Source organism: Stenotrophomonas sp. PS02297 (genome assembly GCF_029959705.1).
Lineage (GTDB): Bacteria > Pseudomonadota > Gammaproteobacteria > Xanthomonadales > Xanthomonadaceae > Stenotrophomonas > Stenotrophomonas nitritireducens.
In genome coordinates, this window is record NZ_JASCOS010000104.1 from 1 (window position 1) to 12,458 (window position 12,458).

At 68.9% G+C, this 12,458-nt stretch carries 12 protein-coding genes; 6 read left to right on the top strand and 6 right to left on the bottom strand.

Annotated elements, in window-relative coordinates; genetic code table 11:
• Positions 1-55: 55 nt before the first annotated feature.
• Both QMX80_RS15465 and oleC read right to left on the bottom strand, forming a co-directional pair.
• A complete protein-coding gene (locus tag QMX80_RS15465; protein WP_282277990.1) occupies positions 56-445 on the bottom strand; it encodes a DUF559 domain-containing protein in 390 nt (129 codons plus the stop codon).
• A gap of 168 nt (positions 446-613) precedes the next feature.
• The gene (oleC, locus tag QMX80_RS15470) at positions 614-2,254 is read right to left on the bottom strand and encodes an olefin beta-lactone synthetase (RefSeq protein ID WP_282277992.1); all 1,641 of its coding nucleotides are present in this window, start codon (positions 2,252-2,254) and stop codon (positions 614-616) included.
• A 101-nt stretch (positions 2,255-2,355) separates the two neighbouring features.
• Between oleC and QMX80_RS15475 the strand changes: the two genes are divergently transcribed.
• The gene (locus QMX80_RS15475; protein WP_055766933.1) at positions 2,356-2,787 is read left to right on the top strand and encodes a YkgJ family cysteine cluster protein; all 432 of its coding nucleotides are present in this window, start codon (positions 2,356-2,358) and stop codon (positions 2,785-2,787) included.
• A 243-nt stretch (positions 2,788-3,030) separates the two neighbouring features.
• Here the strand turns inward: QMX80_RS15475 and QMX80_RS15480 are convergent, their stop codons facing one another.
• Positions 3,031-3,921 (bottom strand): alpha/beta fold hydrolase, encoded by an 891-nt coding sequence (locus tag QMX80_RS15480; protein WP_282277993.1) that lies wholly within the window; start codon positions 3,919-3,921, stop codon positions 3,031-3,033.
• A gap of 133 nt (positions 3,922-4,054) precedes the next feature.
• Between QMX80_RS15480 and QMX80_RS15485 the strand changes: the two genes are divergently transcribed.
• A complete protein-coding gene (locus tag QMX80_RS15485) occupies positions 4,055-4,621 on the top strand; it encodes a uracil-DNA glycosylase family protein (RefSeq protein ID WP_282277998.1) in 567 nt (188 codons plus the stop codon).
• Between the two features lie 142 nt (positions 4,622-4,763).
• On the top strand, positions 4,764-5,492 hold the full coding sequence (locus tag QMX80_RS15490; RefSeq protein WP_282277994.1) for a UPF0149 family protein: 729 nt from the start codon (positions 4,764-4,766) through the stop codon (positions 5,490-5,492).
• Positions 5,493-5,769: 277 nt separating this feature from the next.
• Here the strand turns inward: QMX80_RS15490 and QMX80_RS15495 are convergent, their stop codons facing one another.
• The 3 genes from QMX80_RS15495 to QMX80_RS15505 all read right to left on the bottom strand — a co-directional run bounded on the left by QMX80_RS15495 (position 5,770) and on the right by QMX80_RS15505 (position 10,400).
• Positions 5,770-6,786: a 3-oxoacyl-ACP synthase III gene (locus QMX80_RS15495; RefSeq protein ID WP_055766946.1), complete on the bottom strand. Its 1,017-nt coding sequence runs from the start codon at positions 6,784-6,786 to the stop codon at positions 5,770-5,772.
• Positions 6,787-7,130: 344 nt separating this feature from the next.
• Positions 7,131-7,442, bottom strand: coding sequence for a DUF4156 domain-containing protein (locus QMX80_RS15500; RefSeq protein WP_055767406.1), 312 nt, complete (start codon positions 7,440-7,442; stop codon positions 7,131-7,133).
• A gap of 99 nt (positions 7,443-7,541) precedes the next feature.
• Positions 7,542-10,400: a pitrilysin family protein gene (locus tag QMX80_RS15505; protein ID WP_282277995.1), complete on the bottom strand. Its 2,859-nt coding sequence runs from the start codon at positions 10,398-10,400 to the stop codon at positions 7,542-7,544.
• A 462-nt stretch (positions 10,401-10,862) separates the two neighbouring features.
• Between QMX80_RS15505 and QMX80_RS15510 the strand changes: the two genes are divergently transcribed.
• The 3 genes from QMX80_RS15510 (at position 10,863) to QMX80_RS15520 (ending at position 12,427) form a co-directional block, all read left to right on the top strand.
• Complete coding sequence (locus QMX80_RS15510) at positions 10,863-11,258, top strand: hypothetical protein (protein ID WP_055766952.1); 396 nt, start codon at positions 10,863-10,865, stop codon at positions 11,256-11,258.
• A 126-nt stretch (positions 11,259-11,384) separates the two neighbouring features.
• Entirely contained in the window at positions 11,385-11,864 is a 480-nt protein-coding gene (locus QMX80_RS15515; protein WP_282277996.1) for a tRNA (cytidine(34)-2'-O)-methyltransferase, read from the top strand.
• Positions 11,865-11,953: 89 nt separating this feature from the next.
• Entirely contained in the window at positions 11,954-12,427 is a 474-nt protein-coding gene (locus QMX80_RS15520) for a hypothetical protein (protein WP_282277997.1), read from the top strand.
• Positions 12,428-12,458: the final 31 nt, after the last annotated feature.

Below are 12,458 nucleotides of genomic sequence, written 5' to 3' on the forward strand. Positions count from 1 at the left end.
CCCCAGCCCTCCCCTTCGCCTGCGGCAAGAGGAAGGATGCACGATGCTGCGGCTTTTACCCCCTCCCTTTCGCCGCAGGCGAAGGGGAGGGCTGGGGAGGGGTGCCGTTGTTCTGCGAAACAGCGCGCAGGATATCCTCCAAGACGTCCCCCGTCCTCACCAGCACATCGTCGTTCCAGTAGCGCAGCACCCGGTAGCCGAGAGCCTCTAGCACTTCAGTGCGCTGTGCGTCGTAGTCGGCCTGCTCGAGATGCTGCCCGCCGTCCAGTTCGACGATGAGTTTCAGCGCAGGACAGACGAAGTCGGCGATATAGCCGGCCAGTGGCATCTGCCGGCGGAAACGATGGCCGGCAAGGTTTCGCTTGCGAAGGAATAGCCAGAGGTGGCGTTCAGCATCGGTCGCGTTGTTGCGCAAGTGGCGTGCGCGGCGACGGAGCATGTCCATGCTTGTCTTAGTCCATTGGAAAGCAGGTGCAAAAGCTACCCCTCCCCAACCCTCCCCTTCGCCTGCGGCGAAAGGGAGGGGGCAAATCCGACAGGACACGGCAAACTGCTCCTATCCCCTCCCCTGCGCGCAGCGCATGGGGGAGGGTTGGGGAGAGCTAGCTTTACCTCACACCAAGCCCGTGGCCCAGGCGGCAAGTTTCTCGCGGCCGATCTTGGCGTTGTGGCGGATATCGACCGGGAAAGCGGGATGGCGCAGGTAGTGGCAGATACCGGCCAGGTGCGGATGGCGCGCGGCCAGCGCGCGCAGCTGCGGCTCGACCGTCGCCGCATCGGCGCCGGGCAGCAGCTCGTAGCACAGCACCGGCAACTGCCTGCCCGACTCGCCCACGCCGACCAGCGCGGTGCGGCGCACGCCGGGCACGGTATTGAACACCGGCTCGGCCTGTTCGGTGTACAGCGGCCCGGTGGCGGTTTCCACACGCTGGGTCTTGCGCCCGCAGAACCACAGCCGGCCCTGGTCGTCGAACCAGCCGACGTCGCCCATGCGGTGCACGATGCGCTGCCCGCCATCGGCCAGGGTTTCGCGGATCTTGGCCGCCGCGGTGGCCTGCGGGCGGTTGTAGTAGCTGTCGGTGGCGGTGGGGCCGGCCACGGTGATCTCGCCGACGATGCCGGCGGGCAGTTCGCGCGCGCCGCTCCAGTCGGGGATCGGCGCATCGTCGATGGCGATGATGCGCACCACGTTCGGCGCCACCACGCGGCCGACGCAGGTGCCGGCGCCGGCCTCGGTCGCCTCGCGGGTGTCCTCCAGCTCGCGGCCTTCGATCACCGCCACCGGCAGGCATTCGGTGGCGCCGTACGGCGTCCAGAACTGCGCGTGTGCGGGCAGCAGCTCGCGGATCTTCGCCACCACCTGCGGCGGCACCGGTGCGCCGGCCGAGGTCGCGCGCGTTACCGTCGGCAGCGGCTGGCCGTGCTCGGCCAGCACCCGCATCAGTGCCGGCGAGCCGAACAGCTGGGTCACGCCGAAGCGCGCGATGGCATCGTGCAGCCGGCGCGGGTCGGCGCTGCCGGGCCGGGTCGGGTCCATGTCCGGGATCACCGAGGTCAGGCCCAGCGCGGGGTCGAACAGCGCGAACGGCGGGAAGGTCGGCAGGTCCACGCCGCCGGCCTCCATGCCGAAGGCGTTGCGCAGCAGCTCGACCTGGCCGACGAAATGGCGGTGGCGATAGACCACGCCCTTGGGCACGCCGGTGGAGCCGCTGGTGAACAGGATCGCGGCCACGTCGTCGGGCGCGGTATCGGCCAGCTGGCTGCCGGCGCCGGTCCCGGCGGCCTCGATCTTTGCCAGGGTGGTGCCGCCCCAGCCCCAGCGGGTGCCGACAGTGACCAGCCGCCTGGCCGACTTCGCCCAGCCCAGCAGCAGCCGCGCCACGTGCGCCAGCCCGATGCCGATGAAGGCCTGCGGCTGCGCTTCGTCCAGGCACTGGCGCAACGCGCGCCTGTCGATGCCCGGATCGACCAGCACCGGCACCGCGCCGATCTTGAACAGGGCGAACATCAGCAGGAAGAACTCCGGCCCCGGACGCACCATCACCACCGTGCGCACGCCGCGGCCGATGCCGTGGGCGGACAGGCCGGCGGCGATGGCGTCGCTGCGCGCGTCCAGGCTGCGGTAGTCCAGGGTGACGTCGTAGGCGGCCATGCCGCCGGCGCCGCGCCGGCCCGGGCAGCGGATGGCGACCTGGTCGGGCCGTTCGCGCGCCAGCTCGGGCAGGCGCGCGGCGATGTTGCACGGTTCGTTCATCTTCCTATTGTCGCCGCTGAAGAAAATTCTTGCGCGCGGCCCCGGCGCGTGGAAAATTTTCCGCTTCCCCGCCCATATCAGCCGCGCGAAGGCCGGCCGCCATGCTCCATCCCTGCCTCACCTGCGGCGCCTGCTGCACCCAGTACCGCGTCGCCTTCCACTGGATGGAATCGGACGAGTTCACCGAGGGTGGCGTGCCGCACGAACTGACCGAGCGCCTGGATGCGCACCGCCTGTGCATGCGCGGCACCTATTCGGACCCGATCCGCTGCGTGGCGCTGGATTCGGAGATCGGCGTGTATTCGCGCTGCAGCATCCACCCCAACCGGCCCAGCGTGTGCCGCGAGGTGGATGCGTCATGGGAATACGGCAAGGCCAGTTCGCAGTGCGACCGTGCGCGCATCGCCCACGGCATGGCGCCGCTGACCCTGGCCGACTGGCGCTGGCGCGACGAAGCGGACAACGACGGCGACCACCCGGACGACAACGGCAACAGCCCTTCGTCGCCACCGAACACGCCTGTCGCGGCGTAAGCGCGAATCCGCGCTGCGCCGCCCCACGGCCACCGCGTAGATCGTGGGCCTCGGCTCATCGTCCTCCCCATCCCTCCGCGCCTGTCGGCGCGCGCGCCCTTGATTCAAGCGGGGCTCTTCGCCGGTCGCACAGGGCGCCAAGCCTCCCGCACTGCAGGAGCGACTTCAGTTGCGAAAGGGCTTTGCCGGCAAGACCCCATCGCGACTGAAGTCGCTCCTACGGAAGCAGGAGCACGCCGGGGCTCAGTCGATCGGATTGCGTTCCAGGAACGCCCGCACCGCCGGCACGATCACCTCGTGCTTGTCTTCCAGCACGTAGTGGTTGGCGTCCTCGAAGGCCATGACCTCGGCCTGCGGCAGCGCCCTGCGGAAGCCGGCCAGGAAATGGTGGTCGAAGCAGATGTCGCGCAGGCCCCAGGCGATGAACGCCGGGCGGTCGGCGAAGGACGGCAGCGCCGCGGCGGCGCGCTCCAGCAGCGGCCAGGCCCGGTCGGCCGGCGACAGCGGGATGTCCTGCATGAAGCGGATGGTGGAGATGCGGTTGTCCCAGCTGTCGTACGGAGCCACGTAGGCGCGGCGCACGTCGGCCGGCATGCGCCGGCTCACGCCCAGCCACGAGGCGCCTGCCGAGAACGCGTTGAAGGTGCGGATGAACCACTCGCCCGGCTTCCAGTGCCGGCCCATGGCGATCTGCCACGGCATCGGCTTTTCCGCCGGCAGCGGGAAGGAGGCGGTGTTGGTGATGACCAGGCGCCTGACCTGCGCGTTGTGCGCCAGCGCCCAGCCGAAACCGATCATGCCGCCCCAGTCGTGCACGGCGAGCGTGATCGGCCCGGTGATGCCGAGGTGGTCGAGCAGCGCGGCGACGTCGTCCACGCGCGACTGCAGGGTGTAGTCGTAGCGGCTGTCGTCCGGCTTGTCGGACAGGCCCATGCCGATGTGATCGGGCACGATGCAGCGGTATTTGTCGTCCAAGCCGTTGACCAGGTGCCGCCACAGGTAGCTCCACGACGGATTGCCGTGCAGCATGACGATCACCTCGCCATCGCGCGGGCCCGCGTCGATGTAGTTCATCGACAGGCCCGGGCGGACCTCGAAACGGTGGGTGGTGGCGGGGTAACCGGGGAACTGCATCGGCGGTTTCACGCAATCGCGGACTGGGCGCGCATTGTAGGCCAATGCGCCTGCCGGCCCTCCTGCGGCCGATGGCGGCACAATGGCAACGGCCGAGGATGGAGCAACCGTGAGCGCAACGTTCGATGCCCTGATGACGCGCGTCCGCGCCTGCCGCCTGTGCGAAACCCACCTCCCGCTGGGCTGTCGTCCGGTGCTGCAGGCTTCGCCACGGGCGCGCCTGCTGATCGTCAGCCAGGCGCCCGGGCGCAAGGTGCACGAGACCGGCATTCCCTTCAACGACCCCAGCGGCGAGCGCCTGCGCGGCTGGCTGGGGATCGACCGGGCGGTGTTCTACGACGCGGCCAGGGTCGCCATCGTGCCGATGGGCTTCTGCTTTCCGGGCACCGGCAGGAACGGCGACCTGCCGCCGCGGCCCGAATGCGCCCCCACCTGGCATCCGCGGCTGCTGCCACGGCTGGAGCAGCTGCGCCTGACGCTGGCGATCGGCCAGTACGCCCAGGCCGGCCTGCTCGGCGACCGCCGCGGACGCACGCTCACCGAGACCGTGCAGGGCTGGCGACAGCACCTGCAGCGCGGCGTGCTGCCGCTGCCCCACCCCAGCCCGCGCAACCGGCTGTGGCTCAGCCGCAACCCGTGGTTCGAACACGATCTGCTGCCGGTATTGCGCGCGCGGGTGGCCAACGCGCTGACCGGCTGATCCGGCGCACCCCCACGACCGGACCAGTCGGCACCGGATGCCGCAAAAGCGGAAGATTGCGGCTGCCGGCCCGATCCACCCGGATGCGGGATCCGGACCCGCTGCGACTACCATGCACGCCCACCCCACGACAGCGGCCGCCATGTCCACGCCTCCCCCCTTCCTCGACGACAACCAGATCGAACGGCTGTCCAGCCTGCTTGAGCAGCGCGCGGTGCCGTTCAAGGGCCTCAACCTCGAGGCGCTGGACGGCTTCCTCTCGGCCCTGGTGGTTGCGCCGGCGTCCGCGCCGCCCAGCCAATGGCAGCCGCAGGTCTGGGGCGGCCAGGCGCCGCGCTGGAACGACGAGGACGAAGCCCTCCAGGTCCAGAACCTGCTGATGGGCCACTGGAACATGTGCGCCGCACGTGCGCGGTTCGAGGGCGAGGACCTGCCCGACCACCTCGCGCCGCTGATGTGGCTGCCGGAAGACCCGGAGCAGGCCGAGGACGCCCTGGCCGAATCCGAGCTCGATGTGGGCCGGGACTGGGCGCTGGGCTTCTTCACCGCGGTCATGCTGCATGAAGCGGAATGGGACAAGTGGCTGGACGAACACGAGTGGATCGAGGAGATCTTCGACCTGCTCGACCAGCTGGCCAGCGGCGAACGGATCGATCCGGAGAACCCCGGGGCGCAGCCGGCCAAGGTCACCTACCGCGAACGACTGGACATCACCATGGAGCTGCCGGCGATGCTGGCCGACCTCAACCGCCACCGCGTCGACGCCCTGACCCCGCGCGTGCCGATCCGCCGCGACGCGGAACCCGGCCGCAACGATGACTGCCCCTGCGGCAGCGGAAAGAAATACAAGAAGTGCTGCGGGCTGAACTGAGCGGGCCGGGCAGACCTGCCCAGACGCCGAACCCTTGGCCGGGGTTGCATCCCCGGCCTCTCCGATCCGGCGCAGGTTCCTGTCCCTCCCGGCACACGCCATCCCCCGTAGAGCCCGTACGGGGCGAGCCCACGCCCGTGCAAGGCACGGGGGTGATGGCCGGTGAAGTGCGGGCGGGGGCCGCCACGCAAAACGCCCGCAAGTGCTGCTTGCGGGCGTTTCGGGGTTTCACGCCAGTGCGGCCGGGCAGACCATGGCGGCGCTGCGGGTGCCGGTGTTACCAGACAACCTCGGCCATGGTGCAGTTCAGGCCCGAACCGATCCCCATCAGCGCGACGCGGTCGCCCTTCTTGAGCTTGCCCAGCTGGCGCAGCTTGCTCAGCACGATCGGCACCGAGGCCGGACCGACATTGCCGTGCTCGCCGAAGATGGTCATCACCTTCTTCGGGTCGATGCCGAAGGCCTTGATGAAGGCGTTGGTGTGCGGCTGGCTGACCTGGTGGATGACGAACTGGTCGATCTCGTCCACCGCCCAGCCCAGCGCGATGCGCGTGGCTTCAAAGGTCTTGGTGGCCAGCTTGATGCCTTCGATCAGCAGCAGGCGGGTGTCGGTGACCATGCGGTCCAGGTTGCCCACGCACAGCTTGTTCCACTGGTTGGCCGCGCGGGTCACGCCGCCCTTGTAGCGCGGCGCGTCGGGCACCAGCTCGGCGCGGGCCAGCACCATGGCGGCAGCGCCCGAACCGGTGGTCAGCGCGGCGAACTCGTCGCGCAGCTGCTGGGCGGTGACGTCCGGCGCCATCATGCGCTCCAGGGTCTTTTCATAGACCAGGTTGGAGCTTTCGCCGTCGACGATCAGCGCGTAGTCGATATCGCCGCGCTCGATCATGCGCGCGGCCACGTCCATGCCGTTGATGAAGGCCAGGCAGGCGTTGGCGATGTCGAAGGTGACGCAGTCCTCGCCGATGCCCAGGTTGCCGGAAACGATGGAGGCGGTGGACGGCTCCAGGTAGTCGCGGCTGACCGAGGTGTTGACCAGCAGGCCGATGCGGTCGGCGGACACGCCGGCATCTTCCAGCGCCTTGCGCCCAGCCATCGTGGCCGCGTCCGAGGCCTGCGTGCCCTGGTCCCACAGGCGGCGCGCGTGGATGCCGGCGACATCGCCCAGCATGTCGGCGCGGATGCCCAGGCGTTCCAGCGTCGGCTGCAGCCGCTCGTTGATTTCCTTGGAGGTCAGCGTATGCGGCGCGTCGACATGCGCCAGTCCCGCGATCGAGACATTCTGGAAAGGCATCGGGAGGCGCCAGGACTCAGGCGAAGGGGGCGCTATTCTAGCGGCTGGCCGCCCTTGACGCATCTTTAACGATTTTCGGGCCGTGCGTATGGAGGCGGCCCCGCCTGCGGCGAGACGAAATGCGCTTCGGCCGGGAGCTTCCGGCAGGACGGCAGGCCGACGACAGGAACGCCCCGGGCCGGGACATGGCCGGGAAATCGCCGGGTAGAAAGCGCATGGGACGAAGCGCCGCTTCGATCGGGACGCCGCCCGCGGCCGGCGCATCGCCACGCTACGGAAGGCGGTCCGCGACCGCCCTCATTCAATGCAACCGTTGAAGGAGCTGGCGCGAGCCGGCGGCCGCGTCAACGGCACTGCCAGGCGCTGAAGCGCTGGCTGCCGTCCGCCGGCGGAGCCGACGCCTGGATCGCGTTGGCACCGGCGCTGGGCGCCTCGTTGCGCGCCAGGGTTTCCAGCTCTTCCTGCACGCGCAGCGGGTTGCGGTTGTAGAAACCCACCTTGCTCTTGACCGACACCACGATCTCGCCCTTGGCGACGCAGCCCGGCGCCACCGGGCCGGCCGGCAGCACCCGCACCGACTTGCCGCCGCTTTCGATCGGCACCCAGGTGCAGGCGGCGGTGCTGGCAATCAGGGCGGTAAGGATCAGAGCGCGCATGGACAGGTCCTTGTGGAGATCGGAACGGATTGTGCCGTTCATGGATGAATCGATGATGATCCGCGGCCCGCCCCGCGAAGGGCGGGCCACGGCAATGCCTTACTTGGCGGCCGGCACCGGGTTGCCGTCGCTGTCGATCACGATCACCTCGCCCAGGCCGAGCGCGCGCACCGGCGCCTCGGTCTGCTTGAGGTCACCGACCACCACCCAGGTCAGCTTCGACGGATCCAGCGTCTTCGCCGCTTCGGCCACCTGCGCCGGGGTCATCGCCTCGATCTCGGCCTTGCGCTTGAACACATAGTCGTCCGGGCGCTGGTAGCGCACGATGCCGCCGATGGTGTTCATCACCGCCGAGGCGGTCTCGTAGGCGCCCGGCAGGCTCAGCGTCTGGATGTTGCGGATGCGGGCGACCTCCTCGGTCGTCGGCGGACGCTGGCCGCTGGCGAACTGGCTGATCTCGGCCTGCATTTCCTTCATCGCCTCGCCGGTCTTGTCGATCTGCACCGGCGCCACCGCCATCCACGGCCGCTGCCCCAGCGCGCCGCTGGCGCTCGAACGCGCGCCATAGGACCAGTGCTTGTCCTCGCGCAGGTTCATGTTCAGACGCGAGGTGAAGTCGCCGCCGAGCACGCCGTTGGCGATGTCGAAGCGGGTCGCGCCCGGGTCCATGGTCGATGGCACGACTTCGCCGGCGAACAGGTTGGCCTGCACCGCACCGGGCTGGTCGATCAGGTACACGCGGGCCTTGTCCGGACGCGCGACCGCGGACGGCGCACCCACCTTCGGCGCCACCCCATCGCCCTTCCAGTCGCCGAGCTGGCGGTCCAGCAGCGGCACGATCTCCTTCAGCGTGGTGTCGCCGACCACGACCAGGGTCGCGTTCTCCGGGCGCACCCAGTCCTTGTGGAAGGCCACCAGGTCTTCGCGGCCCAGCGCCTGGATCGCCGCCTCGTCGCCGCTGCCGGTGAACGGGATCGCGTACGGATGCCCCTTGCCGTACAGCAGCGGCGGCAGCACGCGCATCGCCACCGCGTTCGGGTTGACCTTCTCCTGCTTGATGCCGGCGATCCAGGTGGCCTTGATGCGGTCGATCTCGCTCTGGTCGAAGCGCGGCGCGCGCAGCGCATCCGCATACAGGGCCAGCGACGGCGCCAGGTTCTCCTTCAGTGCCGACAGGTAGACGTTGGCGCCGTCCAGCGAGGCGCCGGCGCCGATGCGTGCGCCCAGCGCGTCGGCGGCATCGGCGAAGCCCAGCGCACCGAGCTTGCCTGCGCCTTCGTCGAGCATGCCCATGGTGAAGTTGGCGGTGCCCGGCTTGCGCCCCTGGTCGGCGGTGAAGCCACCCGGGAACTCGTAGCTGAACTGCACCACCGGGACGTCGTGGCGCTCGGCCAGGACCACCCGCGTGCCGTTCTTCAGCGTGGCGCGCTGCAGCTGCGGGAACTTCAGCTCCGGGAAGGTCGCGGTCTGCGGCACGCCCGCGCTGCGGTCGACCTGGGAGGGCAGCACGCGGTACTTCGGATCGACCGCCGGCACGTTGAACGGCGCCGGCTTGCCCGAGGGCAGCTCCTCCAGCGCCACGCGCTCGCCCGGCTCGACCACCAGGGTGTGGTCGCCCACGCCCAGCCACCTGGCGCCGACCGCCTTCAGGTCGGCGGCATTGGCGTTGCGGATGGTGGCCAGCGAAGTGCGGAAGCAGCCCGGGTCGCCTTCGTAGACGGCGCATTCGGCCAGCGCGTCGGCCTTGCCGCCGAAACCGCCGATGCGCTCGATGCCGCGGATGAAGCCGGCGCGGAACGCGGTCTTGGCGCGCGCCAGCTCATCGGCGCTCGGGCCTTCGGCCACCAGCTTCTTCAGTTCCTCGTCGATGACCGCCTCGACCCTGGCCGGGTCCACGCCCTGCTTGACCGTAGCCATGATGATGAAGTTCGAGCCCAGCTGCGATGGACCGACCATGGTGCCGATGTTGTCCACCAGCTTGTCCTGGTGCAGCAGCCGCTGGTCCAGGCGCGAGGACTTGGCCCCGCCCAGCACCTGGGCGAAGAGCTGCAGCTGGTCGATGTCGGTGGTGCCGACCTGGGCCACGTTCCAGGCGCGGTAGATGCGCGCCTGCGGCACCTTGTCGGTCATCACCTCGCGGGTGGAGGCCGCGCGCTGGGCCACGTCGACCTTGGGCTGGGCCATGGTCGGGCCGGCCGGGATGTCGCCGAAGTAGCGGGCGACCTTCTCCCTGGCGGTGGCCACGTCGATGTCGCCGGCCAGCACCAGCACCGCGTTGTTCGGGCCGTACCAGGTCTTGAACCAGGTCTTCACGTCGTCCAGCGAGGCGGCGTTGAGATCGTTCATCGAGCCGATCACGCCGTGGTGGTACGGGTGGCTGGCCGGGTACAGGGCGCGGGTCAGCTTGTCCCACACCTGGCCGTAGGGCTGGTTCTCGCCCTGGCGCTTCTCGTTCTGCACCACGCCGCGCTGCTCGTCGAGCGCGGCCTGGTCGATCGCGCCGACCAGGTGGCCCATGCGGTCGGACTCCATCCACAGCGCCATGTCCAGCGCGGTGGTCGGCACGTTCTGGAAGTAGTTGGTGCGGTCGGTGTTGGTCGTGCCGTTCTGGTCGGTGGCGCCGACCTGCTTGAAGGGCTCGAAGAACTCGCCATGGTGGTTCTCGCTGCCCTGGAACATCAGGTGCTCGAACAGGTGCGCGAAACCGGTGCGGCCGGACGGCTCGTCCTTGGCGCCGACGTGGTACCAGATGTTGACCGCCACGATCGGCGCCTTGCGGTCGGTGTGCACCACCACGCGCAGGCCGTTGGGCAGGGTGAACTCCTCGAACGGGATATCCACCGCCGGCGCGGCGGCCGGGGCCTTCGCCGCGGCGGTCAGCGGCGCGCCGGCGAATCCGCCAAGGGCGAGGCCGAGCGCGGCGGCGAGAAGGGCGGTCCTGGGTGTTGCTGCGTTCATCCCACTTTCCTTGAGCAATGAATGTGAACGCTGATCCTAACCGGCATGCCACCGGACGGCATACGCCATGCGTCATGGGTGACAGCCGCCCAGGCACGTCTTTATTGCCGGTCGCCGACGCATCGCTTGCCTGCGCCACACCTCTTCCTTCCGGGCGACGCATTCCCTTCGCCGGCAATGAACCATCAACACGCCCATGGCCGCTCCGCTGTCCGCGGACGCCGGCCGCTGGCCACACCGTCCGGACAGCGGACACTCCGGCGATGAGAAATATCCTTGAAAATCAAAATGATGCGATTGGCACGCATCCTGCTTGAGTAATACCAGCAACCAGCCACAACCGAAGCAATAATGACTTTACGCTGAACAAATCGAAGGAAAGCAAAAAATCCCTTGCATCTCGAGATTTGGTGTATTACTTTACTACCACACCACCGTTCACACACACCAAGCAGGCCCGCCATGAACACCAAAACCTTCGCCATCGCCCTCGTCCTCGCCGCCGGTTTTGCCGCCTCCGCGCATGCCGCCAATATCGTCACCCTGGAAACCGTGCAGGTGCGTCCTTCCGCTGACCAGCTGGCCCAGGCCGAACTCGAGCGCAGCAGCGCCATCCCGACCCTGTCCTCGGTGCAGGTGCGCCCGACCGCCGGCCAGATCGTCGAACTGGCTGCCGAGCAGGCTGCCGCCCAGCTCGCCGCGCACACCCCGGTGGCGATCGGTGCCAGCATCGGCCAGTGGATGGTCTCGCTGCCGGCCATCACCGTTCGCCCGGACGCCCAGCAGATCAAGACGCTGGCCGCCGATCTGGCCACCGACACCCTGGGCCAGGTCGCCAACGGGATGGTCGCCAAGTGAGTCGTCGTCCCGATCCGGACCTGTCCGTGCCGCCCCTGCACGACGCGCGGCCTGCACCATCGCCCGCCATTGGCCTCAGCGGCGCGGACAGGTTCTAACGAGACAACCACGGCGTAAACTCCGCCGATGACCGCTCCTCCCGTTTTCCATGTACTGCTGTACCAGCCCGAGATCCCGCCCAATACCGGCAACGTGATCCGGCTCTGCGCCAACACCGGCGCCCGGCTCCACCTGATCGAACCGCTCGGCTTCGACCTCAGCGACAGGCAGCTCAAGCGGGCCGGCCTGGATTACCACGAGTACGCGCGCATGCAGGTCCACCCGGACCTGGACACCGCGCTGGCGCGCATCGCGCCCAACCGCCTGTTCGCCATGAGCACCCGCGCCAGCGTGCGCTACGACACGGTGCACTTCGCCGATGGCGATGCCTTCCTGTTCGGCCCGGAAACGCGCGGCCTGCCGCAGGACCTGCTCGACAACCTGCCCGCCGGCCACCGCCTGCGCCTGCCGATGCAGCCGGACAACCGCAGCCTCAACCTGTCCAATTCGGTCGCCGTGGTCGTGTTCGAGGCATGGCGCCAGCATGGATTTCCCGGCGGCCAGTGAAGCAAGGGCATGGCGACAGGTAGCGCTGGACAGGCCTGCATCAGTATGCTCGGCAACCCCCGCATACCAATGCGCCAACCACCGGAAGGATGATGCTGCGTATCGCTATTGCCACAGGACTGCTTGGACTCGCCTTCACCGGCCAGATCCATGCGGCTTCAACGAATCCGATGATCGACGCGGGCAAGCCACTGGCTCCGCAGATCGATCGCATACAGACCGAACTGGCGGACAACAAGACCTACAGCGAGCTTAAGCAGGCAGACCGTGCCCAGGTCGTCGATGCGCTTTCGCGGATCCGCGGGAAGCTTGGCGACGACGGCGTGCTGCCCTCGCTGGACCCGGCCGCCCAGGCGGAAGTCGCCAGCGACCAGACGCTGGTCAATACCATTCTCGCCAAGGCCAAGGCAGACAGCCGGCTCATCTGCCGCCGCGAGACGGCAATTGGCAGCAACCGCGCCCAGACCGTCTGCATGACCGTGGCCGAGCGCGCGGCGATGCGCGAACAGACCATGGATGTGATGCGCAAGACCGGCATCAGCCAGCCGGAAAACCGGCCCTGAACCTCCGACGGCTGCGGGCTCACCCGCAGCC